This is a genomic window from Cupriavidus sp. 05L310, assembly GCF_056398185.1.
Genome location: NZ_JBFTOX010000011.1, coordinates 129,808 through 156,475, shown reverse-complemented (window position 1 = coordinate 156,475; position 26,668 = coordinate 129,808). Strand labels below are relative to the sequence as shown.

At 62.9% G+C, this 26,668-nt stretch carries 38 protein-coding genes; 35 read left to right on the top strand and 3 right to left on the bottom strand.

What is annotated here, in order from left to right; genetic code table 11:
* Positions 1-10 precede the first annotated feature (10 nt).
* The 29 genes from rplD to dsbD all read left to right on the top strand — a co-directional run bounded on the left by rplD (position 11) and on the right by dsbD (position 16,279).
* Positions 11-631 (top strand): 50S ribosomal protein L4, encoded by a 621-nt coding sequence (rplD, locus tag AC1DS6_RS10750; protein WP_035870768.1) that lies wholly within the window; start codon positions 11-13, stop codon positions 629-631.
* Complete coding sequence (gene rplW / locus AC1DS6_RS10745; protein ID WP_006160473.1) at positions 628-942, top strand: 50S ribosomal protein L23; 315 nt, start codon at positions 628-630, stop codon at positions 940-942. The genes rplD and rplW overlap by 4 nt, the downstream gene beginning before the upstream one ends.
* A 2-nt stretch (positions 943-944) precedes the next feature.
* Positions 945-1,775, top strand: a complete 831-nt coding sequence (rplB, locus tag AC1DS6_RS10740) for a 50S ribosomal protein L2 (protein WP_441632736.1) — start codon at positions 945-947, stop codon at positions 1,773-1,775.
* 21 nt (positions 1,776-1,796) lie between these two features.
* On the top strand, positions 1,797-2,072 hold the full coding sequence (rpsS, locus tag AC1DS6_RS10735; protein WP_035870763.1) for a 30S ribosomal protein S19: 276 nt from the start codon (positions 1,797-1,799) through the stop codon (positions 2,070-2,072).
* Positions 2,073-2,081: 9 nt separating this feature from the next.
* Positions 2,082-2,411 carry a 50S ribosomal protein L22 gene (gene rplV / locus AC1DS6_RS10730; protein WP_006160469.1) on the top strand — a complete coding sequence of 110 codons (330 nt, stop codon included), beginning with the start codon at positions 2,082-2,084 and terminating at the stop codon, positions 2,409-2,411.
* A 9-nt stretch (positions 2,412-2,420) separates the two neighbouring features.
* The gene (rpsC, locus tag AC1DS6_RS10725; protein WP_035870762.1) at positions 2,421-3,227 is read left to right on the top strand and encodes a 30S ribosomal protein S3; all 807 of its coding nucleotides are present in this window, start codon (positions 2,421-2,423) and stop codon (positions 3,225-3,227) included.
* Positions 3,228-3,229: 2 nt separating this feature from the next.
* The gene (gene rplP, locus AC1DS6_RS10720; RefSeq protein WP_006160465.1) at positions 3,230-3,646 is read left to right on the top strand and encodes a 50S ribosomal protein L16; all 417 of its coding nucleotides are present in this window, start codon (positions 3,230-3,232) and stop codon (positions 3,644-3,646) included.
* An 11-nt stretch (positions 3,647-3,657) separates the two neighbouring features.
* Positions 3,658-3,852, top strand: a complete 195-nt coding sequence (gene rpmC, locus AC1DS6_RS10715; RefSeq protein ID WP_020203850.1) for a 50S ribosomal protein L29 — start codon at positions 3,658-3,660, stop codon at positions 3,850-3,852.
* On the top strand, positions 3,849-4,127 hold the full coding sequence (gene rpsQ, locus AC1DS6_RS10710; RefSeq protein ID WP_006160462.1) for a 30S ribosomal protein S17: 279 nt from the start codon (positions 3,849-3,851) through the stop codon (positions 4,125-4,127). Before rpmC ends, rpsQ begins: the two co-directional genes overlap by 4 nt.
* 276 nt (positions 4,128-4,403) lie before the next feature.
* Positions 4,404-4,772, top strand: a complete 369-nt coding sequence (gene rplN / locus AC1DS6_RS10705) for a 50S ribosomal protein L14 (RefSeq protein ID WP_017225233.1) — start codon at positions 4,404-4,406, stop codon at positions 4,770-4,772.
* Positions 4,773-4,781: 9 nt separating this feature from the next.
* Positions 4,782-5,090, top strand: coding sequence for a 50S ribosomal protein L24 (gene rplX, locus AC1DS6_RS10700; RefSeq protein WP_035870755.1), 309 nt, complete (start codon positions 4,782-4,784; stop codon positions 5,088-5,090).
* Between the two features lie 25 nt (positions 5,091-5,115).
* Entirely contained in the window at positions 5,116-5,658 is a 543-nt protein-coding gene (gene rplE, locus AC1DS6_RS10695; protein ID WP_006160458.1) for a 50S ribosomal protein L5, read from the top strand.
* Positions 5,659-5,667: 9 nt separating this feature from the next.
* Positions 5,668-5,973, top strand: a complete 306-nt coding sequence (rpsN, locus tag AC1DS6_RS10690; protein ID WP_006160456.1) for a 30S ribosomal protein S14 — start codon at positions 5,668-5,670, stop codon at positions 5,971-5,973.
* Between the two features lie 27 nt (positions 5,974-6,000).
* Positions 6,001-6,396, top strand: coding sequence for a 30S ribosomal protein S8 (gene rpsH, locus AC1DS6_RS10685; RefSeq protein ID WP_006160454.1), 396 nt, complete (start codon positions 6,001-6,003; stop codon positions 6,394-6,396).
* Between the two features lie 10 nt (positions 6,397-6,406).
* Positions 6,407-6,940 carry a 50S ribosomal protein L6 gene (gene rplF / locus AC1DS6_RS10680; protein WP_035870753.1) on the top strand — a complete coding sequence of 178 codons (534 nt, stop codon included), beginning with the start codon at positions 6,407-6,409 and terminating at the stop codon, positions 6,938-6,940.
* 11 nt (positions 6,941-6,951) lie between these two features.
* Positions 6,952-7,308 (top strand): 50S ribosomal protein L18, encoded by a 357-nt coding sequence (gene rplR / locus AC1DS6_RS10675; protein ID WP_441632731.1) that lies wholly within the window; start codon positions 6,952-6,954, stop codon positions 7,306-7,308.
* A 21-nt stretch (positions 7,309-7,329) separates the two neighbouring features.
* Positions 7,330-7,848: a 30S ribosomal protein S5 gene (gene rpsE / locus AC1DS6_RS10670; protein WP_006160449.1), complete on the top strand. Its 519-nt coding sequence runs from the start codon at positions 7,330-7,332 to the stop codon at positions 7,846-7,848.
* Between the two features lie 13 nt (positions 7,849-7,861).
* Complete coding sequence (gene rpmD / locus AC1DS6_RS10665) at positions 7,862-8,044, top strand: 50S ribosomal protein L30 (protein ID WP_006160440.1); 183 nt, start codon at positions 7,862-7,864, stop codon at positions 8,042-8,044.
* 22 nt (positions 8,045-8,066) lie between these two features.
* A complete protein-coding gene (gene rplO / locus AC1DS6_RS10660; protein ID WP_006160439.1) occupies positions 8,067-8,501 on the top strand; it encodes a 50S ribosomal protein L15 in 435 nt (144 codons plus the stop codon).
* A gap of 48 nt (positions 8,502-8,549) precedes the next feature.
* Positions 8,550-9,893, top strand: a complete 1,344-nt coding sequence (secY, locus tag AC1DS6_RS10655; RefSeq protein ID WP_006160437.1) for a preprotein translocase subunit SecY — start codon at positions 8,550-8,552, stop codon at positions 9,891-9,893.
* A 23-nt stretch (positions 9,894-9,916) separates the two neighbouring features.
* Positions 9,917-10,135 carry a translation initiation factor IF-1 gene (gene infA, locus AC1DS6_RS10650; protein WP_006160436.1) on the top strand — a complete coding sequence of 73 codons (219 nt, stop codon included), beginning with the start codon at positions 9,917-9,919 and terminating at the stop codon, positions 10,133-10,135.
* Between the two features lie 31 nt (positions 10,136-10,166).
* Positions 10,167-10,283 carry a 50S ribosomal protein L36 gene (gene rpmJ, locus AC1DS6_RS10645; RefSeq protein WP_006160433.1) on the top strand — a complete coding sequence of 39 codons (117 nt, stop codon included), beginning with the start codon at positions 10,167-10,169 and terminating at the stop codon, positions 10,281-10,283.
* Positions 10,284-10,302: 19 nt separating this feature from the next.
* Positions 10,303-10,668 (top strand): 30S ribosomal protein S13, encoded by a 366-nt coding sequence (rpsM, locus tag AC1DS6_RS10640; protein WP_006160431.1) that lies wholly within the window; start codon positions 10,303-10,305, stop codon positions 10,666-10,668.
* A gap of 24 nt (positions 10,669-10,692) precedes the next feature.
* Positions 10,693-11,094 carry a 30S ribosomal protein S11 gene (gene rpsK / locus AC1DS6_RS10635; protein WP_006160430.1) on the top strand — a complete coding sequence of 134 codons (402 nt, stop codon included), beginning with the start codon at positions 10,693-10,695 and terminating at the stop codon, positions 11,092-11,094.
* A 298-nt stretch (positions 11,095-11,392) separates the two neighbouring features.
* Positions 11,393-12,016 carry a 30S ribosomal protein S4 gene (rpsD, locus tag AC1DS6_RS10630; RefSeq protein WP_035870746.1) on the top strand — a complete coding sequence of 208 codons (624 nt, stop codon included), beginning with the start codon at positions 11,393-11,395 and terminating at the stop codon, positions 12,014-12,016.
* A 182-nt stretch (positions 12,017-12,198) separates the two neighbouring features.
* A complete protein-coding gene (locus tag AC1DS6_RS10625; protein WP_006160428.1) occupies positions 12,199-13,179 on the top strand; it encodes a DNA-directed RNA polymerase subunit alpha in 981 nt (326 codons plus the stop codon).
* A gap of 161 nt (positions 13,180-13,340) precedes the next feature.
* Positions 13,341-13,736 carry a 50S ribosomal protein L17 gene (gene rplQ, locus AC1DS6_RS10620; RefSeq protein ID WP_006160427.1) on the top strand — a complete coding sequence of 132 codons (396 nt, stop codon included), beginning with the start codon at positions 13,341-13,343 and terminating at the stop codon, positions 13,734-13,736.
* Between the two features lie 126 nt (positions 13,737-13,862).
* Positions 13,863-14,207: a divalent-cation tolerance protein CutA gene (cutA, locus tag AC1DS6_RS10615; protein ID WP_441632726.1), complete on the top strand. Its 345-nt coding sequence runs from the start codon at positions 13,863-13,865 to the stop codon at positions 14,205-14,207.
* A 125-nt stretch (positions 14,208-14,332) separates the two neighbouring features.
* A complete protein-coding gene (gene dsbD / locus AC1DS6_RS10610; RefSeq protein WP_441632756.1) occupies positions 14,333-16,279 on the top strand; it encodes a protein-disulfide reductase DsbD in 1,947 nt (648 codons plus the stop codon).
* A gap of 25 nt (positions 16,280-16,304) precedes the next feature.
* On the opposite strand, the gene AC1DS6_RS10605 is transcribed toward dsbD, so the two are convergent.
* From AC1DS6_RS10605 to yihA, 3 genes are all read right to left on the bottom strand, one after another.
* Entirely contained in the window at positions 16,305-17,627 is a 1,323-nt protein-coding gene (locus AC1DS6_RS10605) for a magnesium transporter CorA family protein (RefSeq protein WP_441632724.1), read from the bottom strand.
* Positions 17,628-17,637: 10 nt separating this feature from the next.
* Positions 17,638-18,630, bottom strand: coding sequence for a porphobilinogen synthase (gene hemB / locus AC1DS6_RS10600; protein ID WP_035870740.1), 993 nt, complete (start codon positions 18,628-18,630; stop codon positions 17,638-17,640).
* A 331-nt stretch (positions 18,631-18,961) separates the two neighbouring features.
* Entirely contained in the window at positions 18,962-19,708 is a 747-nt protein-coding gene (gene yihA, locus AC1DS6_RS10595; protein ID WP_477102479.1) for a ribosome biogenesis GTP-binding protein YihA/YsxC, read from the bottom strand.
* Positions 19,709-20,274: 566 nt separating this feature from the next.
* Here yihA and AC1DS6_RS10590 point away from each other — a divergent pair.
* The 6 genes from AC1DS6_RS10590 to AC1DS6_RS10565 all read left to right on the top strand — a co-directional run bounded on the left by AC1DS6_RS10590 (position 20,275) and on the right by AC1DS6_RS10565 (position 26,520).
* Positions 20,275-20,934, top strand: coding sequence for a c-type cytochrome (locus AC1DS6_RS10590; RefSeq protein ID WP_035870737.1), 660 nt, complete (start codon positions 20,275-20,277; stop codon positions 20,932-20,934).
* Positions 20,935-21,091: 157 nt separating this feature from the next.
* Positions 21,092-23,296, top strand: coding sequence for a cytochrome c biogenesis protein ResB (locus AC1DS6_RS10585; RefSeq protein WP_441632719.1), 2,205 nt, complete (start codon positions 21,092-21,094; stop codon positions 23,294-23,296).
* Positions 23,297-23,358: 62 nt separating this feature from the next.
* Positions 23,359-24,534 (top strand): c-type cytochrome biogenesis protein CcsB, encoded by a 1,176-nt coding sequence (ccsB, locus tag AC1DS6_RS10580; RefSeq protein WP_477102481.1) that lies wholly within the window; start codon positions 23,359-23,361, stop codon positions 24,532-24,534.
* Positions 24,535-24,685: 151 nt separating this feature from the next.
* A complete protein-coding gene (locus AC1DS6_RS10575) occupies positions 24,686-25,129 on the top strand; it encodes a COG4315 family predicted lipoprotein (protein WP_035870803.1) in 444 nt (147 codons plus the stop codon).
* 24 nt (positions 25,130-25,153) lie between these two features.
* On the top strand, positions 25,154-25,699 hold the full coding sequence (locus tag AC1DS6_RS10570) for an RNA polymerase sigma factor (protein ID WP_441632717.1): 546 nt from the start codon (positions 25,154-25,156) through the stop codon (positions 25,697-25,699).
* On the top strand, positions 25,696-26,520 hold the full coding sequence (locus AC1DS6_RS10565) for an anti-sigma factor family protein (RefSeq protein ID WP_441632715.1): 825 nt from the start codon (positions 25,696-25,698) through the stop codon (positions 26,518-26,520). The genes AC1DS6_RS10570 and AC1DS6_RS10565 overlap by 4 nt, the downstream gene beginning before the upstream one ends.
* The last annotated feature ends 148 nt before the right edge of the window (positions 26,521-26,668 follow it).

Sequence of the window (26,668 nt, the reverse complement as noted above, 5' to 3'; positions counted from 1 at the left end):
GAGCGAATCAATGGAACTCAAGCTCCTCCAGGACAATGGCCAGATCGGCGCAAGCGTTGACGCTTCGCCCGAAGTCTTCGGCCGTGACTACAACGAAGCCCTCGTTCACCAGATCGTCGTCGCTTACCAGGCTAACGCTCGCAGCGGTAACCGTAAGCAGAAGGATCGTGAAGAGGTCAAGCACACGACCAAGAAGCCTTGGCGCCAGAAGGGTACGGGTCGCGCCCGTGCCGGTATGTCTTCCTCGCCGCTGTGGCGCGGGGGCGGCCGTATCTTCCCGAATTCGCCGGAAGAGAACTTCACGCAGAAGGTCAACAAGAAGATGTTCCGTGCCGGTATGCGCTCGATTTACTCGCAGCTCGCACGTGAAGGTCGTATCAACGTGGTGGACGGTTTCACCGTCGATGCGCCCAAGACCAAGCTCTTGGCCGACAAGTTCAAGGCCATGGGCCTGGACTCGGTGCTGATCATCACCGACAGCCTCGACGAGAACCTCTACCTGGCTTCGCGCAACCTGCCGCACGTGGCAGTTGTCGAGCCGCGCCAGGCTGACCCGCTGTCGCTCGTGCACTACAAGAAGGTGCTGGTGACCAAGGCAGCCGTCGCGCAGATCGAGGAGTTGCTGAAATGACGCAAGTAGCCAAGAACGATCATCGTTTGATGCAGGTGCTGCTCGCGCCGGTGGTTTCCGAAAAGGCAACCCTGGTCGCCGACAAGAACGAACAAGTCGTGTTCGAAGTCGCTCGCGATGCCAACAAGGCAGACGTGAAGGCGGCAGTCGAACTGCTGTTCAAGGTCGAGGTGCAGTCCGTTCAGATCCTGAACCAAAAGGGCAAGCAAAAGCGTTTTGGCCGTTTCATGGGGCGTCGCAACCACGTGAAGAAGGCTTACGTTTCGCTCAAGCCGGGTCAGGAAATCAATTTTGAAGCGGAGGCCAAGTAATCATGGCACTCGTCAAGACCAAGCCGACGTCCCCGGGCCGTCGCTCCATGGTGAAGGTGGTTAACGCCAACCTGCACAAGGGCGCGCCCCACGCTCCGCTGCTGGAAAAGCAATTCCAGAAGTCGGGCCGTAACAACAACGGTCATATCACCACCCGCCACAAGGGCGGTGGTCATAAGCACCACTATCGCGTGGTCGACTTCAAGCGCAACGACAAGGACGGCATCCCCGCCAAGGTCGAGCGTCTGGAATACGATCCGAACCGCAGCGCCAATATCGCGCTGGTGCTGTTCGCCGACGGCGAACGCCGCTACATCATTGCCACCAAGGGCATGGTAGTTGGCCAGGCGTTGATGAATGGCTCGGAAGCTGCGATCAAGTCGGGTAACAACCTGCCGATCCGCAACATTCCGGTTGGTACCACCATCCACTGCGTGGAAATGCTGCCGGGCAAGGGCGCTCAGATCGCTCGCGCCGCAGGCGGTTCCGCCGTGCTGCTGGCTCGTGAAGGCATCTACGCCCAGGTTCGCCTGCGCTCCGGTGAAGTGCGTCGCGTTCACATCGAATGCCGCGCCACCATCGGTGAAGTCGGTAACGAAGAGCACAGCCTGCGCGTCATCGGCAAGGCCGGTGCAAATCGTTGGCGCGGTATCCGCCCGACGGTTCGCGGCGTTGTGATGAACCCGGTGGACCACCCGCACGGTGGTGGTGAAGGCAAGACCGCCGCAGGTCGTGACCCCGTTTCGCCGTGGGGTACCCCGGCTAAGGGTTACCGTACCCGCAGCAACAAGCGCACTGCCAGCATGATCGTGCAGCGCCGCCACAAGCGTTAATCGGTAGGTAGGAGCCTAGACATGACACGTTCCGCAAAAAAGGGTCCGTTCTGTGACGCCCACCTGCTGAAAAAGGTGGAAGCAGCTGCAGGCGGCAAGGACAAGAAGCCCATCAAGACTTGGTCGCGTCGCTCGACCATTCTGCCGGACTTCATCGGCCTGACGATCGCCGTACACAACGGCCGTCAACACGTGCCGGTGTATGTTTCGGAAAACATGGTTGGCCACAAGCTCGGTGAATTTGCGCTCACGCGTACGTTCAAGGGCCACGCGGCTGACAAGAAAGCGAAGAGGTAAGGTGCCATCATGGAAGTGAAAGCGATTCATCGCGGTGCCCGCATCTCCGCCCAGAAAACGCGCCTGGTCGCTGACCAGATCCGCGGTCTGCCGATCGAGCGCGCGCTCAACGTTCTGACGTTCAGCCCGAAAAAGGCTGCCGTCATCGTGAAGAAGGTGGTCGAATCGGCCATCGCCAACGCCGAGCATAACGAAGGCGCCGACATCGACGAATTGAAGGTCAAGACCATCTTCGTCGACAAGGCAACCTCGCTCAAGCGTTTCACGGCACGAGCAAAGGGCCGCGGCAACCGCATCGAGAAACAAACTTGTCACATCACTGTGACGCTCGGCAACTAAGGAGTCACGATGGGACAGAAGATTCATCCGACTGGCTTCCGTCTGGCCGTCAGCCGTAACTGGGCTTCGCGTTGGTACGCCAACAACACGAAGTTCGCCGGCATGCTGAAGGAAGACATCGAAGTTCGCGAGTTTCTGAAGAAGAAGCTCAAGAACGCTTCGGTAGGCCGCGTCGTGATCGAGCGCCCCGCCCGCAATGCACGTCTCACCATTTATAGCTCGCGTCCGGGCGTGGTGATCGGCAAGAAGGGTGAGGACATCGAACTGCTCAAGGCCGAGCTGCAACGCCGCATGGGTGTGCCCGTGCACGTGAACATCGAGGAAATCCGCAAGCCGGAAACCGATGCGCAGCTGATCGCCGATTCGATCACCCAGCAGCTCGAGCGCCGTATCATGTTCCGCCGCGCAATGAAGCGCGCGATGCAGAATGCGATGCGCCTCGGTGCCCAGGGCATCAAGATCATGAGCGCCGGTCGTCTGAACGGCATCGAAATCGCTCGTACCGAGTGGTATCGCGAAGGCCGTGTGCCCCTGCACACCCTGCGCGCCGACATCGACTACGGCTTCTCCGAAGCAGAAACCACCTACGGCATCATCGGTGTCAAGGTGTGGGTCTACAAGGGTGATCACCTCGGCCGCAACGATGCGCCGGTGGTGGAAGAGCCGCAAGACGAGCGTCGTCGTCGCCCGGGTGGTCGTCCTGATGGTCGTCGCCGTGAAGGCGAAGGCGGCCGTCCGGGTGGCAATCGCCGCGGTGGCGCGGGTGCCGGTGCAGGTCGCCGCGCTCCTGGCGCAGATGCGAAGAGTGGAGAATAACGATGCTGCAACCTAAGCGCAGAAAATACCGCAAGGAGCAGAAAGGCCGCAACACGGGTAAGGCTACCCGTGGCAACGCCGTGTCTTTCGGCGAATTCGGCCTGAAGGCGATGGGCCGTGGTCGTCTGACGGCTCGTCAGATCGAGTCGGCACGTCGTGCGATGACCCGTCACATCAAGCGTGGCGGCCGCATCTGGATCCGGATTTTCCCGGACAAGCCGATCTCGAAGAAGCCCGCCGAAGTCCGTATGGGTAACGGTAAGGGTAATCCGGAATACTACGTGGCAGAAATCCAGCCGGGCAAGATGCTGTACGAAATGGATGGCGTGACGGAAGAGCTGGCTCGTGAGGCGTTCCGCCTCGCGGCCGCCAAGCTGCCGATCGCCACCAATTTCGTGGTGCGCCAGGTCGGGACGTAAGGAGAGCAGGGATGAAAGCATCCGAACTTCGCGGCAAAGATGCCGCCGGGCTGAACCAGGAGCTCTCCGAGCTGCTGAAGGCCCAATTTAGCCTGCGCATGCAAAAGGCCACCCAACAGCTGCAGAACACCAGCCAGCTGAAGAAGGTGCGCAAGGACATCGCGCGGGTGCAAACCGTGCTGAACGAAAAGGCGACCACGAAATGACTGAAACTGCACAAACGGAATCGTCGCTTCGCCGTACTTTGGTCGGCCGGGTAGTTAGCGACAAGATGGACAAGACCGTCACGGTCCTGATCGAAAACCGCGTCAAGCATCCTCTGTACGGCAAGTACGTGCTGCGTTCCAAGAAGTACCACGCACACGACGAAGCCAACCAGTACAAGGAAGGCGACAAGGTCGAGATCCAGGAAACGCGTCCGCTGTCGCGGACCAAGTCCTGGGTGGTTTCCCGTCTGGTCGAAGCTGCGCGCGTCATCTAAAAAACCACACGGTTTTAGGTTGGCTTGCGAGTCCAGGGTTATGTGCTATAATCCTGGACTTCCGCTTTGTTGCATTCGCCTTAGTTGTATCACCCCGGCGAGTCGATGAAGCGAACCTGGCCGAGCGGCTCCTGATTAACCATGTTCAGGCCGCCTGGTAACTACCGACTTCAAAGTTGATCAACCCAAACGGTTGCTGGCGCAAAGCCAGGGGCTGACGGGACCAAGACTGACCGGCGGGCGTTGCCCGGTGGATTAAGTTGGGAAGATAACACCATGATTCAGACAGAAAGCCGGCTCGAAGTAGCCGATAACACTGGTGCGCGCGAAGTGCTGTGCATCAAAGTGCTGGGTGGGTCCAAGCGCCGCTATGCGAGCGTGGGCGACATCATCAAGGTGACCGTCAAGGACGCAGCGCCGCGCGGTCGCGTGAAGAAGGGCGATATTTACAACGCCGTCGTCGTGCGTACCGCCAAGGGCGTGCGTCGCGCTGATGGGTCGCTCGTCAAGTTCGACAGCAATGCCGCTGTCTTGCTGAACACCAAGCTCGAGCCGATCGGCACCCGTATTTTCGGGCCGGTGACTCGTGAACTCCGTACCGAGCGCTTCATGAAGATCGTGTCGCTCGCGCCGGAAGTGCTGTAAGGAGCCGCCATGAACAAGATTCGTAAAGGCGACGAAGTCATCGTCCTGACCGGCAAAGACAAGGGCAAGCGCGGCACCGTGCAAGCCATGCTCGGCGACAAGGTCGTGGTGGAAGGCGTCAACGTTGCCAAGAAGCACGCACGTCCGAACCCGATGCTGGGCACCACTGGTGGCGTCATCGACAAAGTCATGCCGTTGCATATTTCTAACGTTGCGCTCGTGGATGCCAATGGCAAGCCGTCGCGCGTCGGTATCAAGGTGGAAGACGGCAAGCGCGTGCGCGTGCTGAAGACCACCGGTGCCGTCGTGGCAGCTTGATTCTGGGCACGAAGAGGAGTTGAGCATGACAGCACGTCTGCAAGAGTTTTACAAAGAACAGGTTGTTCCGAAGCTGATCGAGCAGTTCGGCTTCAAGTCGGTCATGGAAGTGCCGCGCATCACCAAGATCACCCTGAACATGGGCCTTGGCGAAGCCATCAATGACAAGAAGGTCATTGAGCTGGCCGTGGGCGACCTGACCAAGATCGCCGGTCAAAAGCCGGTGGTGACCAAGGCCAAGAAGGCAATCGCCGGCTTCAAGATCCGCCAGGGCTATCCCATCGGCGCGATGGTGACGCTGCGCGGCGAACGCATGTTCGAATTCCTCGATCGTCTCGTGACCGTGGCTCTGCCCCGCGTGCGTGACTTCCGTGGCGTGTCGGGCCGCTCGTTCGATGGTCGTGGTAACTACAACATCGGTGTGAAAGAGCAGATCATTTTCCCCGAAATCGAGTACGACAAGATCGACGCATTGCGTGGTCTGAACATCAGCATCACGACGACGGCGAAGAATGACGAGGAAGCCAAGGCGCTCCTCGCAGCATTCAAGTTCCCGTTCCGTAATTAAGGGGTAACCGTGGCTAAATTGGCTCTGATTGAACGTGAGAAGAAGCGCGCTAGGCTCGTGGCAAAGTATGCCGACAAGCGTGCAACCCTCAAGGCCATTATCGACGACCAGGAAAAGTCGGAAGAAGAGCGTTATAGCGCGCGTCTCGAGCTGCAACAGCTCCCGCGCAACGCTAACCCGACTCGCCAGCGTAACCGCTGCGCGATCACCGGTCGTCCCCGCGGTACCTTCCGCAAGTTTGGCCTGGCGCGTAATAAGATCCGTGAAATCGCCTTCCGTGGCGAAATCCCGGGTCTGACGAAAGCCAGCTGGTAATTACGCACAGGCTACAGGAGAAACAGTATGAGCATGAGCGATCCTATCGCCGATATGCTGACGCGCATCCGCAACGCCCAAGGCGTGCAGAAAGTGTCGGTTGTCATGCCGTCGTCGAAGCTGAAAGTGGCAATCGCCAAGGTCCTTAAGGACGAAGGCTACATCGACGACTACGCCGTGAAAGAAGAAGGCGGCAAGGCACAACTGAGCATCGGTCTGAAGTACTACGCCGGCCGTCCGGTCATCGAGCGCATTGAACGCGTCTCGAAGCCTGGTCTGCGCGTGTACAAGGGCCGCAGCGACATCCCCCAAGTGATGAACGGCCTCGGCGTCGCAATCATCTCGACCCCCCAGGGTCTGATGACCGACCGCAAGGCACGTGCCACTGGCGTGGGCGGCGAAGTTCTTTGCTACGTCGCGTAAGGAGTAGACCATGTCCCGTGTAGGTAAGGCTCCCATCGCGCTGCCCAAAGGCGCGGAAGTCAATGTGGCGGCTGGCGTGCTCTCCGTTAAGGGCCCGCTCGGCACGCTGACGCAGCCGATTCACAGCCTGGTCAAGGTCAATGTCGAAAACGACACGCTGACCTTCGCTCCGGTCGATGAATCGCGCGAAGCAAACGCACTGCAGGGCACCATGCGCGCCCTGGTGGCCAATATGGTCAAGGGTGTAACCGCCGGTTTCGAGCGCAAGCTTAACCTGGTCGGCGTGGGCTATCGTGCCCAGCTGCAAGGTACTGCGCTGAAGCTCCAGCTTGGTTTCTCGCACGACGTGATCCATGCGATGCCGGAAGGCGTGACGGCGACAACGCCCACGCAGACCGAGATCATCATCAAGGGTGCGGACAAGCAGAAAGTCGGTCAGGTGGCTGCGGAAGTCCGCGCGTACCGTCCGCCTGAGCCCTATAAGGGCAAGGGCGTTCGCTACTCGGACGAGCGCGTCATCCTGAAGGAAACCAAGAAGAAGTAAGGGGTGCAATCATGAACAAGAAAGACGCTCGTTTGCGCCGTGCACGTCAGACCCGCGCCAAAATCGCGGAGTTGAAGATCAACCGTCTGACCGTGTTCCGTACGAATTCGCATATTTACGCCCAGGTCTACTCGCCGTGCGGCACGCAAGTGCTGGCATCGGCTTCGACCGTCGAGGCAGAAGTGCGCAAGGAACTGACTGGCAGCGGTGCTACCGCCGCCGCCGCGACCCTGATTGGCAAGCGCATCGCCGAAAAGGCGAAGGCAGCTGGCGTGGAAACCGTTGCGTTCGATCGCGGCGGCTTCCGCTTCCATGGTCGCGTGAAGGCACTGGCTGACGCAGCACGCGAAGCCGGCCTTAAGTTCTAAGCGCACATAGAGAGATACGTCATGGCAAAAATGCAAGCAAAAGTCCAGCAGGACGAACGCGACGACGGCCTCCGCGAGAAGATGATCTCGGTCAACCGCGTCACCAAGGTGGTGAAGGGTGGCCGGATTCTCGGTTTCGCTGCGCTGACCGTGGTTGGTGACGGCGATGGCCGCATCGGCATGGGCAAGGGCAAGGCTAAGGAAGTGCCGGTTGCAGTTCAGAAGGCAATGGACGAAGCCCGTCGCAAGATGGTCAAGGTCTCGCTGAAGAACGGCACGCTGCAACACGAAGTCGTTGGCAAGCACGGCGCCGCCAAGGTGCTGATGATGCCCGCCAAGGAAGGTACCGGCGTGATCGCTGGTGGCCCGATGCGCGCGATTTTCGAAGTGATGGGCGTGACCAACGTCGTGACCAAGTCGCACGGCTCGACCAATCCGTACAACATGGTTCGCGCCACGCTGGACGGTCTTCAAAAGATGAGCACGCCGGGCGAGATCGCCGCAAAGCGTGGCAAGTCTGTTGAAGACATCCTCGGTTAAGGAGTCGGACGAAATGTCGCAACAAACCGTAAAAGTGCAACTCGTGCGCAGCCTGATCGGCACGCGCGAGGATCATCGCGCCACCGTCCGTGGCCTGGGCCTGCGCCGTATCAATTCGGTGTCGGAACTGCAGGACACGCCTGCCGTGCGCGGCATGATCAACAAGGTCTCGTACCTGGTCAAGGTTCTGGCCTGAGTCCCGGGACACGGAGAGCAAGATGCAACTCAACAACCTCAAACCGGCTGACGGTTCGAAGCACGCCAAGCGTCGCGTCGGCCGCGGTATCGGCTCCGGCCTGGGCAAGACTGCCGGCCGTGGTCACAAGGGTCAGAAGTCGCGTTCGGGCGGCTTCCACAAGGTCGGCTTCGAAGGCGGTCAAATGCCGCTGTATCGTCGCCTGCCGAAGCGTGGCTTCACGTCGCTGACGAAGGCCTTCAACGCCGAAGTGACCCTGCGTGATATCGAGCGCCTGGAAGCCACCGAGGTGGACCTGCTGGTTCTGAAGCAAGCTGGCCTGGTGGCTGAGCTGGCCAAGAGCGCCAAGGTCATCAAGGCTGGTGAGCTGACCCGCAAGGTTACGATCAAGGGTCTGGGCGCCACCGCTGGTGCCAAGGCTGCGATCGAAGCCGCCGGCGGTCAGATCGCGGCGTAATTTAGCAGCAGATTTCGCAGCATAGGCGAGTCACAGTCGGAGCATCGTTTGGCCACGGCGAAACCCAATGCAAGCACGCAAGCCAAGAACACGGCGAAGTACGGCGACCTAAAGCGCCGGCTGATGTTCCTGGTGCTGGCCTTGATCGTGTACCGCATCGGAGCGCATATTCCGGTGCCGGGAATCGATCCTGAACAGCTTGCGAAGCTTTTCCAGAGTCAGTCGGGTGGCATCCTCGGGATGTTCAACCTGTTCTCGGGCGGTGCGCTGTCGCGCTTTACCGTCTTCGCGCTCGGCATCATGCCGTACATCTCGGCGTCGATCATCATGCAATTGCTGACGATCGTGCTGCCGCAGCTGGAATCGCTGAAGAAGGAAGGGCAGGCGGGTCAACGCAAGATCACGCAGTACACGCGCTACGGCACGGTGGTCCTGGCCACCTTCCAGGCGCTGTCGATCGCAGTCGCGCTGGAATCTCAGCCGGGGCTGGTGATCGATCCGGGCCTGATGTTCCGGGCTACGGCGGTGATCACGCTGGTGACCGGTACGATGTTCCTGATGTGGCTGGGTGAGCAGATCACCGAGCGTGGTCTGGGCAACGGTATCTCGATCATCATCTTCGGCGGTATCGCGGCGGGCTTGCCCAACGCGATCGGCGGGCTCTTCGAGCTGGTTCGCACCGGTTCCATGAGCATCATTGCATCGATCCTGATCGTTGCAATCATCGCCGGGGTGACCTTCGCCGTGGTGTTTGTCGAGCGTGGCCAGCGCAAGATCCTGGTGAACTATGCCAAGCGTCAGGTCGGCAACAAGGTGTATGGCGGCCAGTCGTCGCACCTGCCGCTGAAGCTGAACATGGCAGGGGTGATTCCGCCGATCTTCGCATCGTCGATCATCCTGTTCCCGGCGACCATCGCGGGCTGGTTCACGTCTGACTCGACGAGCGCTGCCGGCCGGTTCATCAAGGACCTGGCTGCGACGCTTTCGCCGGGACAGCCGGTCTACATCCTGCTGTACGCTGCTGCAATTATATTTTTCTGCTTCTTCTATACGGCTCTTGTGTACAACAGCCGGGAAGTCGCAGACAACCTGAAGAAAAGCGGTGCCTTCATTCCGGGCATTCGTCCGGGCGAGCAGACGACGCGCTACATCGACAAGATTCTTGTCCGTCTGACGCTGGCTGGTGCGATCTACATCACACTGGTCTGCCTGTTGCCGGAATTCCTGGTACTGCGCTGGAACGTTCCGTTCTATTTTGGCGGAACCTCGTTGCTGATCATCGTGGTCGTCACGATGGACTTCATGGCCCAGGTTCAGTCCTATGTCATGTCGCAGCAATATGAGTCCCTGCTGAAGAAAGCGAATTTCAAGGGTAATCTGACCTTGCGCTGAAGCCGGGTCGGTACAGGCTAGGTATGGCAAAAGACGACGTCATCCAGATGCAGGGGGAGGTCCTGGAAAACCTCCCTAACGCGACGTTCCGCGTCAAACTGGAAAATGGCCATGTAGTGTTGGGCCATATCTCCGGCAAGATGCGAATGAACTACATCCGGATTCTTCCGGGTGATCGGGTGACGGTTGAACTGACTCCATATGATCTGTCACGCGCGCGCATCGTCTTTCGGACGAAGTGAAGCGAACAGGAATTGAAGGAAGAGGAAAATCATGAAAGTGCTGGCTTCTGTTAAGCGCATTTGCCGCAACTGCAAAGTTATCAAGCGCAACGGTGTCGTGCGCGTGATCTGCTCGTCGGATCCCCGCCACAAGCAACGCCAAGGCTAATCGTAAAGAGGATTGACGAATGGCACGTATCGCAGGGGTTAACATCCCGAACCACAAGCATACCGAGATCGGCCTGACGGCTATTTACGGTATCGGCCGCTCGCGCGCCCGCAAGATTTGCGTGGCCACCGGCGTTCCCTTTGACAAGAAGGTCAAGGACCTGACCGACGGCGACCTGGAAAAGCTTCGTGACGAAGTAGCCAAGGCCACGGTTGAGGGTGACCTGCGTCGTGAAACCACGATGAACATCAAGCGTCTCATGGACCTTGGTTGCTATCGTGGCGTCCGTCACCGCAGGGGTCTCCCGATGCGCGGTCAGCGCACCCGCACCAACGCCCGTACCCGCAAGGGTCCGCGTAAGGCCGGCGTGGCTCTGAAGAAGTAAAGCCGAAGGCAGAGGAAGAAACTAATGGCAAAAGGTCCGAATAACGCCGCCCAGCGCGCGCGTAAGAAGGTCAAGAAGAACGTTGCCGACGGCATTGCGCACGTCCACGCTTCGTTCAACAACACCATCATCACGATCACCGACCGTCAGGGCAATGCTCTGGCGTGGGCAACCTCGGGTGGCCAGGGCTTCAAGGGTTCGCGTAAGTCGACTCCCTTCGCAGCTCAGGTCGCCGCCGAGAATGCCGGCCGCGTGGCGCAAGACCAGGGTATCAAGAACCTGGACGTGCGCATCAAGGGCCCCGGCCCTGGCCGTGAATCGGCTGTGCGCGCCCTGAACGCGCTCGGCATCAAGATCTCGATCATCGAAGACGTGACGCCGGTGCCGCACAACGGCTGCCGTCCGCCGAAGCGCCGTCGGATCTAAGTGCCGATGTGATACCCAGGCTGCAATCGGGGTCTTCCCCGTGTGCAGCCCGGTGTGGTAGCATTGCACGTTGACCTGCTGCATCTGTTTGCAGCAGGTTTTCGTTTTGCGTTTGCGCGATCGACGTCGTTGTCGGTCGCCTGGCGCAGTAGTTAGTCATGCTTTTGCGCGTGCCCGAATGGGAGCGCGCTGGATAAGCCCACCGTCTGCCACTCATGCGCCCAATCAACCGGGGCGGAGAAGGCGGACTCGCGGCGCGTCGAACAAGGCGCCGCGATCGATCAGGAAGGAAGATAAAGTGGCACGTTATATCGGCCCGAAGGCCAAACTATCCCGCCGTGAAGGTACTGACCTGTTCCTGAAGAGCGCACGCCGCTCGCTTGCAGACAAGTGCAAGCTGGACAGCAAGCCGGGTCAGCACGGCCGCACCTCGGGTGCACGCACCTCCGACTATGGCAACCAACTGCGTGAAAAGCAGAAGGTCAAGCGTATCTATGGCGTACTCGAGCGCCAGTTCCGCCGCTACTTCGCTGAAGCCGACCGCCGCAAGGGCAACACCGGTGAAAAGCTGCTGCAACTGCTGGAATCGCGCCTGGACAACGTCGTGTACCGCATGGGCTTCGGCTCGACCCGCGCTGAAGCGCGCCAGCTGGTGTCGCACAAGGCGATCCTGCTGAACGGTCAAGCCCTGAACGTGCCGTCGGCGCAAGTCAAGGCTGGTGACGTCATCAGCATCCGCGAGCAGTCGAAGAAGCAAGTCCGTATCGCCGAAGCGCTGTCGCTGGCTGAGCAATCGGGTTTCCCGGCATGGGTTGCCGTGGACGCGAAGAAGTTCGAAGGCACATTCAAGCAAGTGCCGGATCGCGCCGATATCTCGGGTGACATCAACGAAAGCCTGATCGTCGAATTGTATTCGCGTTAATCACACGAATTCTGACCGACACCATCGAACGGCCAGGGGCTTGCGTTTCCCGCCAAGCTTCACTTTCAGCCCGACGCGCTGCCGCGCGTCGGGCTTATTGCCCATCGTGCGATGGGATTTTCAGGTTCCATACGTCAGCCTTATCGGTGTAACGAGCCGAGGGTATTGAAAAGGACAACCTAATGCAAACAGCACTACTCAAGCCTAAAATTATTGCCGTGGAGCCGCTCGGCGACCATCACGCCAAGGTCGTGATGGAGCCGTTCGAGCGTGGCTATGGCCATACGCTCGGTAACGCCCTGCGTCGCGTGCTGCTGTCGTCGATGGTCGGTTATGCCCCGACCGAAGTCACGATCGCTGGGGTGGTCCACGAGTACTCCACCATCGATGGCGTTCAGGAAGACGTAGTCAACCTGCTGCTCAATCTGAAGGGTGTGGTCTTCAAGCTGCACAACCGCGACGAAGTCACGGTGTCGCTGCGCAAGGAAGGCGAAGGCGTTGTGACCGCGGCCGATATCGAGCTGCCGCACGACGTCGAGATCATCAACCCCGGCCACGTGATCGCTCACCTGTCGGCCGGCGGCAAGCTGGACATGCAGATCAAGGTCGAACAAGGCCGTGGTTATGTCCCCGGCAACGTGCGCAAGTTTGGCGACGAAGCGGGCAAGGTCATCGGCCGCATCGTGCTGGACGCTTCGTTCTCGCCGGTGCGCCGCGTTTCGTACGCAGTCGAATCGGCTCGTGTGGAACAGCGTACCGATCTCGACAAGCTGGTGATGAACATCGAAACCGACGGCGTGATCTCGCCCGAGGAAGCGATTCGTCAATCGGCGCGCATCCTGGTTGACCAGTTGTCGGTGTTCGCAGCGCTGGAAGGTACCGAGTCGTCGGCGGAAGCCGCTTCGAGCCGTACGCCGCAGATCGATCCGATCCTGCTGCGCCCGGTGGACGACCTGGAGCTGACGGTGCGTTCGGCCAACTGCCTGAAGGCCGAAAACATCTACTACATCGGCGACCTGATCCAGCGTACCGAGAACGAGCTGCTGAAGACCCCGAACCTGGGTCGCAAGTCGCTCAATGAAATCAAGGAAGTGCTGGCTTCGCGTGGCCTGACCCTCGGCATGAAGCTCGAGAACTGGCCGCCCGCAGGGCTGGAGAAGTAATTTGCCTGGCGCGGCGGCGGGCTGGTCCCGTTGCCGTGCCGGTAATCCCGGCGACCGGCATGTGCCGGCCGCTCCAATAGACTACCGGCCCGCGCCGAACCGGGGAGCATCCCGGCCGAGCGATAGAAGAGCTGGTCAAACATTGCAATAAAGGAATCATCATGCGTCACCGTCATGGTTTGCGGAAACTGAACCGCACCTCGTCGCACCGTCTCGCGATGCTGCGCAACATGTCCAACTCGCTGTTCCAGCACGAGCTGATCAAGACCACCCTGCCCAAGGCCAAGGAACTGCGCAAGGTTGTCGAGCCCCTCATCACGCTGGCCAAGAAGGACACCGTTGCCAACCGCCGCCTGGCTTTCGCCCGTCTGCGCGACCGCGACATGGTTACCAAGCTGTTCAACGAACTGGGCCCGCGTTACAACGCCCGCCCGGGTGGTTACACCCGTATCCTGAAGTTCGGTTTCCGTCAGGGCGACAACGCACCGATGGCGCTGGTCGAACTGGTGGATCGTCCGGAAATCACCGAAGCGCCGGCTGAAGAAGCAGGCGAATAAGGTCGATATCGTCCCGGCCGCTTGCGACCACTGGTCGCGGCGAGCCGCGCGGACACCGCTTACAATCGAGCCAGGCTGCATGCCTGGCTCGATTGCTTTCCGGGCCAGGTTTTTGAGGAAAGCACGATGAGCGAGACGCTATTGGTAATGACGGTGTTGCCCGATGCCGAATCCGCCGCACGTATGACCCGCGCAGTGCTGGAATCCAGGCTGGCAGCTTGTGTGAACCGGCTGGCGCCATGTCAGTCCGAGTACTGGTGGCGCGGCGAGATCGAAACCACGCGGGAATGGCCGCTGCTGATCAAGACTACGCAGGATCGCTATACGGCGCTTGAAGCCGCGATTCGCCTGGCGCACCCCTATGAGGTGCCGGAGATCGTGGCATTGCCGGTTGCGGCCGGCTTTGCGCCTTACCTTGCGTGGGTGGCGCAGGAGACGCGGACGCCAGACGCTGACGATGACAGCGCGTAAGCACGCGCAAGGATGTCCGTCCTTCGGCGGCTAGCGGGCGATGCGGCCGAAACCGGCGCCGCGCGGCGTTCGAGGTACGGATACGACGAATGACAATTCAAGGATGGGGCATGGGTTTCGGAGTGATGTCGGGCGCTTTGGACTGCGGGTCGGCAGCGGGGTCGGTGCGGCATAGTGCCGCAGCGCGGCTCCTGATCTTGCTGCTCGCAGCATTGTGGCTGTGCCTCGGCGGCGCCGCGCATGCCGCCGACGATGACTTCCTGCCGCCGGACCAAGCCTTCCGTTTCGCGGCGCGGCAGGTCGACGCGCAGACCGTCGAAGTGCGCTTCGATGTAGCCGATGGCTACTACCTCTACCGCGAGCGCTTTGCCTTCGCCGCGCAGCCGACCTCCGTCAAGCTTGGCGCTCCGGTATTCCCGCCGGGCAAGGTCAAGTTCGACGAGACTTTCGGCAAGGAGATGGAAACCTACCATGGTGGCGTGACTATCCGCGTACCGGTGGCGTCCGCGCCGGCGGACGGCAAATGGTCACTGGTGGTGACTTCCCAGGGCTGTGCCGACAAGGGCCTGTGCTATCCCCCGATGGAGAGCGTTTTCAAGGTCGGCGGCGGTGTGCTCGACGGGCTGTTCGGCAAGCGGGCGCCGGCGGATTCCAGCAGCATTGGCAGCGGCCCGGGCACCGAAAGCCGCGACGCGGCCGGGGCGGCGGCATCTGCCGGCCCCTCCCCTGCCCAACTGACTGGGCCTGCCGACGAGAACGACCGCATTGCCGGGGCGCTGGCCAGCCGCAACCTCGGCGTGATCGCCGCGCTGTTCTTCGGCCTCGGTTTGCTCCTGACCTTTACGCCGTGCGTGCTGCCCATGGTGCCGATCCTGTCGTCAATCGTGGTGGGTGAGCATGTCACGCGCGGCCGCGCTTTGCTGGTGTCGCTGTCGTATGTGCTAGGCATGGCGGTGGTTTACACCGCTGTTGGCGTGGCGGCCGGCCTGCTTGGCGAGGGCTTGTCCGCCGCGCTGCAGTCGCCGTGGGTGCTGACGGCTTTCGCGCTGCTGATGGTGGCCTTGTCCCTTTCCATGTTCGGCCTCTATGAACTGCAGCTGCCGCAACACTGGCAAACGCGGCTGACCGCTTCGTCCAACCGCCGCCAGGGCGGGCAACTCGCCGGCGCCGCGGCCATGGGCGCGATCTCGGCGCTGATCGTCGGGCCGTGCGTGACGGCACCGCTGGCCGGCGCGCTGGCCTACATCGCACGCACCGGCGATGCCGTAACCGGTGGCGGCGCGCTGTTCGCGATGGCGCTCGGCATGGGCGTGCCGCTGGTGCTGGTGGGCGTGGGCGCGGGCAACCTGCTGCCGCGTGCCGGACGGTGGATGGAAATGACCAAGCGCTTCTTCGGCTTCCTGCTGCTGGGCGTGGCGCTGTGGATGGTCAGCCCGGTGCTGCCGGCATGGGCGCTGATGGCAGGCTGGGCCGCGCTGCTGCTGGTGGGCGCGGTTTTCCTGAGCGCCTTCGAGTCACTTGGCCCCGAGGCGCATGGCCTGGCCAGGGTGGGCAAGGGCCTGGGCCTGCTTGCCGCGCTGGCGGGAGCCATCTTGCTGGTGGGGCTCGCGTCCGGTGGCCGGGATCCCTTGCAACCGCTGGCGCATCTTGGTGCAGGTCGCACCGCGCCAGACGCGGCGGCCAGCGACTCGACCACAGTGCGCTTTGAGCGGGTCCGCTCGGTAGCCGAACTCGACGCTCGCGTGGCGCAGGCCGCCGCAGCGGGCAAGCCCGTGCTGCTCGACTTCTATGCGGACTGGTGTGTGAGCTGCAAGGAGATGGAGCGCTTCACGTTCAGCGACGAGCGCGTGCGGGCCCGGCTTGCCGGGGTGGTGATGCTGCAGGCGGACGTCACCCGGAACAACGCCGACGATCGGGCACTGCTCAAGCGCTTCGGCCTGTTCGGCCCGCCGGGCATCATCCTGTTCGGTCCTGACGGGCGCGAGCGGCCGGTTCGTGCAATCGGCTACCAACCCGCCGCCCGTTTCCTTGACACGCTCGCGCGCGCCCTGGACGCCAAAGCTAGCACCTGACCCCCCGGGCTTGCGCAGGCGTCGGCTAGCTTTTCTCCAGCCGGCGTCCCAGCCCCCACACTGCCGCCAGCACTGCCACCACCGCGCCCATCAGCCCGAGCGACCACCAGAAGCCCTGCGGCTCGCGCAGCCACGGCATGCGCTCGAAGTTCATGCCGAAGATGCCGGTGATCAGCGTGAGTGGCATGAACAGTGCAGTGATCAGCGTCAGGGTACGCATGGTGCGGTTGGTGCGATGCGCCACCGATGAAAAATGAATCTGCACCGCGGACTCGATCGAGTCCTCCAGCCGGCGCGCGTGCGCGAGCACGCGCGAGATGTGTTCCATCACGTCGTTGATGCGCACCAGCAAGGCATCGTCGCGGCCTGCCGCGTTTGCGGTTCCTTCGCTCTGCACGCTGTAACTGTTGTCGAGCAGGCTGTCGCGGAATTCCTGCAGCGCATCGTGCTGTTCCTCGCACAGGTGCTCCAGGCGCCGCAGTTCAATGCGGGCATCGAGCAAGCCTTCCCAGCTGGAGAAGCTGCGCCGGGCGTTTAGCAGCGCGCGCTGCCAACGGTCCAGCTGGCGCGTCAGGGGCGCGCGCAGGTCCAGGTAGCGGTCGACCATCGCGTTGAGCAGGCGCAGCATCAGGTCTTCCGGGCGCGTCGGCGGGCGGATGCCATGTACCAGCGCGGCGGCGTGCCCGTTGGGGCGGGTCTTCGAGGCGGACTGCGGCCGTGGCGCCTGGCATAGCTCAAGCAGGCGCTGGCGCACCTGGTCGAGTGTGCGAGACTGCGCGGGCCGGACCGTCAGCAGCACATTGTCGAAGACAAAGAAAGTGACCGGCTGGGTATCGATTTTGGCCAGTGCAGGCAGAAAGCCTGGCGGGTAGCGGCGCGGTTTGGCCAGAGCCTGCGTTCTTGAAGCGGGCGGCTGGCTGGTTGTCGCGGTAGCTGAAACCGTAGTGGAAGCCGTGGAGGCTCCCGGGATTGGCGGCAATTCTGGTGCGGTGGCTGGCGCGGTTGCTGTCGTTCCGGACGCCGCCGCCGTTTCGCCGCCGGCCTCGGCAATCAGCCGGCTCGTTTCAAAGGTGAGCTTGCGGAAGATCACCATGTCGTAGGCATGCGTCGTATCGAAATACGAAGGATGCGACGGGTTGGTGGCATCGATCAGGTGCAGATCCAGCACCGGGGCGCCGGTCAGGGCCTGGACGCTGTCGCGCCAGGCCGTCGGCGCGGCGCTGACTTCCTCGATCGGCGTATCGACCCAGACGAAGCGGGCCGCCGCGTTGCCCGCGAGAAAGTCGCGCGCCTCGTCGAGCGAGGCGAGCGGATGGACCTGGCTGGCGGAAAAACCTAACAGCTGCATCCGGGCCGGTTCAGCGCGTGAGCAGGCGAGCAGCGTCGCGCGCGAAGTAGGTCAGGATGCCGTCGGCGCCGGCGCGGCGGAAGGCCAGCAGCGACTCCATCATGACCTTGTCGTGATCCAGCCAGCCATTCTGGGCTGCGGCCTTGAGCATCGCGTACTCGCCGCTGACCTGGTAGGCGTAGGTGGGAAAACGGAACTCATCCTTCACGCGCCGCACGATGTCCAGGTAAGGCATGCCGGGCTTGACCATCACCATGTCGGCACCCTCCATGATGTCTTGCGCCACTTCGCGCAAGGCCTCGTCGGTATTGGCCGGGTCCATCTGGTAAGTCATCTTGTTGCCCTTGCCCAGGTTGGCCGCTGAGCCGACCGCATCCCGGAACGGGCCATAGAAGGCCGATGCGTACTTGGCCGAGTAGGCCATGATGCGCGTATGGATATGGCCGCCGTCCTCCAGCGCGGCGCGCACCGCGCCGATGCGCCCGTCCATCATGTCCGACGGTGCCACGATATCCACGCCGGCCGCGGCCTGAGTCAGCGCCTGCTTGACCAGGATCTCCACAGTGACGTCGTTGATCACATAGCCGTCGGCGTCCAGCACGCCGTCCTGGCCGTGGCTGGTGTAGGGGTCCAGCGCCACGTCGGTCAGCACGCCGAGCTCGGGGAAGCGGTCTTTCAGTGCGCGCACGGCACGCGGGATCAGGCCGTCGGCATTGGTGGCCTCGATACCGTCGGGCGTCTTCAGGGCCGGATCGATGACCGGGAACAGCGCGATGACCGGGATGCCCAGCTTGACGCAATCCTCCGCCACCGGCAGCAGCAGGTCGACCGAGAGCCGCTCCACGCCGGGCATGGACGCCACGCTTTCACGCTGGTTGTGGCCGTCGACGATAAATACCGGGTAGATCAGGTTGTCCGGCGACAGGCGGTGTTCGCGCATCAGCCTGCGCGAGAAATCATCGCGGCGCATGCGGCGCGGACGGTACTCGGGGAAAGTGGACATGGCTTGAGGGAGAATGTCTGAGGGAGTGCGGAATTTTGCCGGGCTGCTGGCGCGCGATGTGGCTGGCGAGTGATCCAGCAGGCCGCTCCGAAAGAAAAACTAAACTTTTGATCGTGCCCGCTATCATACTCGCGGACACTCTGCGTTGCGCTTGCGTGATGCAGCGTCCCCCGCTACTCCTCCCTGAGCGGGTACCCACCCTCAACCGGTGGGAAAGTTCGCCCCCGTTGCTTGCAACGGGGTTTTTTTTGCCTGTTCGATTCGTGGGGATGCGCGGGTTCGCTATCGCGCCGCACCCGCAGGGGCGGGTACGCAAAGCGGGGCTGGAAGGTCAGTTCGCGGCCGCGTCGGGCGGTGTGTCTTGCACAACCGCCGGCTGGTCGGGCTTTGCTTTTTCCTGCGGCGCGGCGGCGGACTCGCTGCCCGGCACCACGGCCGGCTGTGCTTCCGGCAGCGCCAGCCAGCCTGCCACCACGCGCTGGGCTTCCTCGATGCCGCGGCGCTTCAGGCTGGAGAACAATTGCGCGGTCAGGGCCACGGGCGTGTCGAGTTGTTCGGCGTAACCGGCCAGGATCTTGCGGGTTTCGCGCAGGGCCAGGGCGTTTTCGCTGTTGGTCAGTTTGTCGGCCTTGGTCAGCAACACGTGAATGGGCCGGCCCGTGGGCAGGAACCATTCAACCATCTGGCAATCCAGGTCGGTGAAGGGCCGGCGCGCGTCCATCATCAGCACCAGGCCAGCCAGCTGCGAACGGGTCTGTACGTAGTCGCTCAGCAGCGTCTGCCAATGGTACTTGGCCGATCCTGACACCTGCGCATAGCCATAGCCGGGCAGGTCGACCAGGAAGGCCAGCGGATCCGGCGCCTTGACCGGTGCGACCCCGAAGAAATTGATGTGCTGGGTACGGCCCGGCGTGCGCGACGAGAAGGCTAGCCGCTTCTGGTTGCACAGGATGTTGATGGCGGTGGATTTGCCGGCGTTGGAGCGCCCGGCGAAGGCCACTTCCGGCACCGCCGTGGCAGGCAGGTCGCGCAGGTGGTTGACGGTAACGAAGAAGCGGGCCTGGTGTAGGAGGGACATGCGCGTGGGCGATGGGGCGGGTGGGGGCGGGGCGCCGCCTTGCATTTGGCGGGTCCGCCGGCGTCACCACGCCGATGTGAGTGAGGTGGGCGGCACATGCTGCCGCCTGGATGGCCGGGGCTGGCGTCTGGCCGCGTCGCGGCGCGCACATCCTCTATCCGGCACACGATTTATTGTACAATAACGCGGTTAACGGCCTCCCGATTAGGTGACGCGCGGCATCCTTGGCCTTGCGTTTATCTGAGCAGGAAGCTCTGCGTGTCCGTTCCATCGTGGTAGCAAGCCTGTCGGTCTGGTCTGTTGCAGCGCCTGCATGGCGCAGCGGCAAGGGGGCCAGCCGGGGGGCTGGGTCTGCTACGGGGATATTCGCACGGTCTGCCGCTCTCGTTCGCATGGGGGCGGTGCCATTCGGCTCTCGCCTGGGCGTTTTTGGCTTCAGCGGGGCTGGCGGTCCGTCGTGGTGAATTTCCGATGTCAAAGTACCAGCCCATGCGCGTCCTCACCGCGGGCAAGGTGCTGAACGGCGTGCCCCATGGATTTCAAAACAATTCAGACAAGGTGTGCGAATGAACCGCATTGCGAAACTTCTGGCTGTCGTGGCGCTGGCTCTGCCGGCCACTGCCATGACCGGTCTGGCATCTGCCGCAGAGCAGGCCGCCGCAAAGGCTGATCCGGCCAAGGGCGAAACCCTCTACACGCAAGGTGCCCCCGATCGCAATGTCCCGGCTTGCCTGAGTTGCCACGGCGCCAACGGCAACAGTGGCGGCGCCGCCAATCCGAAGCTGGCCGCCCAGCATCCGGAGTACGTGCACAAGCAGCTCGACGACTTCAAGGCCAAGACCCGCAGCAACGCCATCATGTCGCCCTACGCGGCAGCCTTGTCCGAGCAGGAAATGAAGGACGTCGGCGCCTACCTGGCCAAGCAGAGCCTGAAGCCTGCCACCGCCAAGAGCAAGGACACCATCGAAGCCGGCCAGAAGATCTACCGTGGTGGCATCGCCGCCAAGGGTGTGCCCGCTTGCGCGGCCTGCCACGGCCCCACCGCCGCCGGCATCCCGGCCCAGTACCCGCGCATCGGCGGACAATGGTCCGAATACACCGAGGCGCAACTGGTCGCGTTCCGCCAGGGCACCCGCAAGAACAATCCCGTGATGACCACCATTGCCGCCAAGATGTCGGATGCCGAGATCAAGGCCGTGGCCGACTACGTCGCAGGGATTCGCTAAGTCGTTCAGCGCCGGGTAGCCGGAGCGCCCACGCGGGCCTCGCCGTTGCGAGGTGGACCGCAGGGGTGCAACCAGGCAGCACGGCAACAATCGAAGAGGGTGGCCTGCGCAAGCATGTCCACCCTTTTTCATTTCAAGGCCGAGGGCCCCACTGCACATGTCGACCGCTTCCACGTCAGGACTGCACCTGAAGACTTCTCACCGCTTGCTGCGCGACGCGGTGGAACTGCTGTCCTCGATGCGTTTCGCCATCGCGTTGCTGACGGTCATCGCGATCGCCAGCGTGATCGGCACGGTCCTCAAGCAGAACGAGCCCTATCCCAACTACGTCAACCAGTTCGGCCCATTCTGGGCTGACCTGTTCCACACGCTGTCGCTGCAGAAGGTTTACGGCTCCTGGTGGTTCCTGCTGATCCTGGCCTTCCTGGTGGTCTCCACCTCACTGTGCCTGACGCGCAACGCGCCCAAGATGATCAAGGATATGCGTTCGTGGAAGGACCACGTGCGCGAGCGCAGCCTGCGCGCCTTCCATCACCGCGCCGAGTTCGATGCAGGCCGCCCGCGCGCCGATGCGGTGACGCGGCTCACTGCGCTGCTGGCCAATCGCGGTTATCGCATCAAGACCGTGCCCCATGACGGCGCCACCTTGCTGGCGGCCAAGGCGGGCGCGGCCAACAAGCTGGGCTACATCCTGGCGCACACCGCCATCGTGGTGATCTGCATCGGTGGCCTGCTCGACGGCGACATGCTGATCCGTGCCCAGATGTGGTTTGGCGGCAAGAGTCCGATTACCGGCAACGCCGTGATCAGCGACATTCCGCCGCAGCACCGCTTGTCGGTCAACAATCCCGGTTTTCGCGGCAATGCCTTCGTGCCCGAAGGCGCGACCGTCTCCACTGCCATCCTGAATATCTCGGACGGTGCGCTGGTGCAGGATCTGCCGTTCAATATCACGCTGAAGAAATTTACCGTCGAGCATTACTCGACCGGCATGCCCAAGCTGTTCGCCTCCGATGTGGTCATCACCGACCGCACCACTGGCCGCAAGACCGAAGCCACTGTCAAGGTCAACGAACCGCTGGTGGTGGACGGCATTGCCATCTACCAGTCGAGTTTCGAGGACGGCGGCTCCAAGCTGAAGTTCGTCGGCTACCCGATGCAGGGCGGCAATGACAAGACCTTCGCCTTCGCCGGTACGGTGGGCGCCAACTCGCCGCTGACCGGCACGGGCAGCGCCGCCGACGCCGAGGGACTGACGGTCGAGTTCAGCGATTTCCGCCTGATGAATATCGAGAACGTCACCGACGCGTCGGGCAAGCCCGATGCCCGCGGCGTGGCGCGCAAATCGCTCAACGAGAAGCTGGAATCCCACCTGGGCTCGGCGGTCAATCCTGATCGCGCGAAGGAACTGCGCAACGTGGGTCCGTCGGTGCAGTACAAGCTGCGCGACCGCAACGGGCAGGCGCGCGAGTTCAACAACTACATGGTGCCCGTGCAGCTCGATGGGCAGTCGGTCTTCCTTGCCGGCATGCGCGATTCGCCCAGCGAGCCGTTCCGTTACCTGCGCATCCCGGCCGACGAGCAGAACAGCGTAGCCGACTGGATGCGCCTGCGCGCCGCGCTGCAGGACCGCGCGCTGCGGGTCGAAGCGGCACGCCGCTTTGCCCTGGCCTCGATGCCGGGCGAGGATCGCGAGGTGTTGCGCGGCCAGCTTGCCGAGAGCGCCCTGCGCGCGCTTGATCTCTTCGCTGGCGCCGCACGAAGCAATCCGCAAGCGCCGCCTGGCGGCTTCACGGCAATCGCCGCCTTCCTGGAAAAGTCCGTGCCGCCGGCCGAGCAGCAGAAGGCCGCCGACGTGCTGCTGAAGATCCTCAACGGCTCGATGTGGGAACTCTGGCAACTGGCACGCGCGCAGGACAAGCTGCCGGTGGTGCCGAATAGTGCTCAGAGCGGCGCTTTCTTGCAGCAGGCCATCAATGCGCTATCCGACAGTTTCTTCTACACCGCGCCGGTCTTCCTGCAGCTCGACGACTTCACCGAGGTGAAGGCCAGCGTGTTCCAGATGACCCGTGCACCAGGGAAGAACATCGTGTATCTTGGCTGTCTGCTGCTGGTGCTGGGCGTGTTCTCGATGTTCTACATCCGCGAGCGCCGCGTCTGGCTGTGGGTCCGGGACCCTGCCGGCGGATCGGCCGGAAGCGAGGGCGGCGGTGCTGCCAGCCATGTGCTGATGGCCATGTCCACGCAGCGGCGTACACTGGATTTCGAGAAGGAATTTGTCGCTCTGCGCGACGATGTAGGCCGGGCCGCCGGTAATCTCGACACGGCCGGCAAGGGCACGCCGGACCCGGCCACGCATTGAACGCGGCCGGCAATTAAGCAGGAACCAATATGTCCTCGAATGTGAATCAGGCCAGGCCGCCCATGCAGGCGAGCCCGGCTCCAGCCGGTGGCGCCGGCGGTGCGGAGCAGGCCTACCTGGAGCCGTCGTTCCTTCGCCGGCTGGGCTGGGTCGACTGGGTCTTTGCCTTGCTGCTGGCAGCGGGCGCGGGCTTCGCACTGGCACGCTACGGCGAGTGGATGAATGTCTACGACAAAGGCGTGCTGATTGCAGCGGTGCCCACCTTTGCGTTGCTGGGATGGCACTGGAAGCCGGTGCGGTTGCTGATGGTGCTGCTGGCGGTGCTGTCGCTGTTCGCGATCCAGCTCTACCAGGGCCAGCTGCCGCGCGCCGAGCAGGCCTTCTTCCTCAAGTACTTCCTGTCCAGCCAGTCGGCCATCCTGTGGATGAGCGCGCTGGTGTTCCTGTCCACCCTGTTCTATTGGGGCGGCCTGCTGACGCGCTCGGAGACCGGGCTGCAGATCGGCAGCAAGATGGCGTGGGCGGCAGTGGTGCTGGGCTTCACCGGCATGCTGGTGCGCTGGTACGAGTCCTACCTGATCGGCGCCGACATCGGCCACATTCCTATCTCGAACCTGTACGAAGTGTTTGTACTGTTCACGCTGATCACTTCTTTGTTCTACCTCTACTACGAAGGCCGCTACCAGACGCGCGCGCTTGGGCCGTTCGTGATGCTGGTGGTGTCGGCGGCGGTCGGTTTCCTGCTGTGGTACACGGTCAGCCGCGATGCGAGCGAGATCCAGCCGCTGGTCCCAGCGTTGCAGAGCTGGTGGATGAAGATCCATGTGCCGGCCAATTTCATAGGCTACGGCACTTTCGCCCTGGCCGCGATGGTCTCGGTGGCTTACCTGTGCAAGGAGCGTGGCATCCTGGCCGAGCGCCTGCCCTCGCTCGAAGTGCTCGATGATGTGATGTACAAGGCGATTGCAGTGGGCTTCGCCTTCTTCACCATCGCCACCATCCTGGGCGCGCTTTGGGCGGCGGAAGCGTGGGGCGGCTACTGGAGCTGGGACCCGAAGGAAACCTGGGCGCTGATTGTCTGGCTCAACTATGCGGCCTGGTTGCACATGCGCCTGATGAAGGGTTTGCGCGGCACCATGGCGGCCTGGTGGGCGTTGGTGGGTTTGCTGGTCACGACCTTCGCCTTCCTGGGCGTCAACATGTTCCTCTCGGGCCTGCATAGTTACGGCGAACTCTGATCCGGATGTTGCGCCGCAATAAGAAAAACCTGCCCCGTCGGTCCGACGCGGCAGGTTTTTTTTCGTCCAGATGGAATAAAGCCGTCACATCCGGTGTTTACTGAAGGGACGGTGCCGGCTGGCGGCGCCGCATCGCATGGAGATCGACATCATGGCCCTTTCCCGTCCCTTCGCAGCCGCTTCTCTCGCATCGCTGTCCCGTCCCGCTGTTCTCGCGCTGGCGTCTGCCGCAGTGCTGCTGTCTGCCTGTTCTGGCATGGGCGGCATGGGTGGCAGCAGTGCGGGCAATATGCCGCCCACGGTGAAAGTCGCCGGCGGCGCGCTGACCGATCCCCAGGGCCTGACGCTCTACACCTTTGACCGTGATGCGGGTGGCAAGAGCGCCTGCAACGGTCCCTGCGCCACCAACTGGCCGCCCCTGATGGCGGCGCCCGGCACCAGCCCCACGGGGGACTACAGCGTCATCACTCGTGACGACGGCGCCAAGCAGTGGGCCTATCGCGGCAAGCCGCTCTATCGTTTCGCCAAGGATGCCAAACCGGGTGACCGCATGGGCGATAACTTCAACAACGTCTGGCACGTGGCCGCTCCCTGATCCGGGCGCGGGCAGCCTGACGGCATGGACGGCTTCGACCGCCAGCTGGTCGCGCTGGCGCCGCGCCTGCGGCGCCACGCCCGTGGCCTGACCGGGGATGCGGCATTGGCCGACGACCTGGTGCAGGACACGCTGGAACGCGCGCTGCGCTACCGCTGGCGCTTCCGGCTGCGCGCCGGCGCCTGGTGGGGCGACGGCGCGGATGGCCTGCTGTCCTGGCTGCTGACCATGATGCACCGGCTGCGCATCAATGCGTACCGGCGTGCCGATCTTGTGACCTTCACCGACACGCTTCCCGACGTACCCAGTGCTGCGCCAGAGCCCGCCTTGCGCCTGGACCTGGTACGGGCGCTGGCTCGCTTGCCCGAAGCCCAGCGCGCGGTCATGCTGCTGGTCGGCCTGGAGCAACTCACCTATGCCGAGGCGGCGCAGGTGCTGGAGGTGCCGGTGGGCACGGTGATGTCCCGCCTGGCACGCGCCCGTGAGCAGATGCGCCTGCTGATGGACGGAGCGTCCGAGGCGAACCCGCAGGCCTCCGGCCGGGCGGCCGGACTGCAGCGAGTCAAATGATGTCCCCAGTCAACGAAGCCGATCTCCACGCCTATGCCGATGGCCAGCTGGATCCCGCCCGCCGTGCCGAGGTGGAGGCGTACCTGGCCGCCTATCCCGATGCCGGAGAGAAGGTCGGTAGCTGGCGGCGGCAGGCAAGTGAACTGCATGCTGCGTTCGACGGCGTGCTCAATGAGCCTGTACCGCTGAATGCACTTCCGTCCCGGCTGCGCGACGGCGCCGCTGACCGGGTGCGCGGCAAGGCGGGGTGGGGCATGGCACTGGCGGCCAGCATGGCTTCGCTGGCTCTGGGCGGCGCGATCGGCTGGTTCGCGCATGGGCGCACGGACACCCTGGCGGCGCGCGTCCCCTCGGTGGAGCGCTTCGCGCGCGAAGCGCTGGCCAGTCATGTGGTATACGCACCTGAAGTGCGCCATCCGGTCGAGGTGGCCGCTACCGATGAAGCCCATCTGGTGGCCTGGTTGTCAAAGCGGCTCGGCGCGCCCTTGCGGGTCCCCGATCTGCGCACCCAGGGATTCCACCTGATTGGCGGGCGCCTGGGCGTCGCCGAGGGCGGCCCATCGGCCATCCTGATGTATGAGACCGACGATGGAACCCGATTGTCGCTGCAGTTACGGCACATGGCACGGGATACGCCGGACACCGGCTTCCGGCTCGAGCGGATGGGCACGGGACCGGGAGATCGTCCGGCCGCCGCCGCCGGCACCATGGCTTTCTATTGGGTGGACCGGGATATCGGCTTCGCGCTGGCCGGACCGCTTGAGCGGGCGCCATTGCTGGCGCTGGCGCAGTCAGTCTACCGGCAATACCAAGGCGGCTGAGGCCGCCAGCCATGCTGTGCAGTCCGGCCGGCCCCCTGCCTGACAAAGGCCCCGGGTGCAGGCGTGGCGCCCTGGCAAAAAAAGATGTCAGGATTCGCGTGCGCCATCCGACTCAAGCCGGAGTCCAATCGTGCACGCGGGGCTGCCA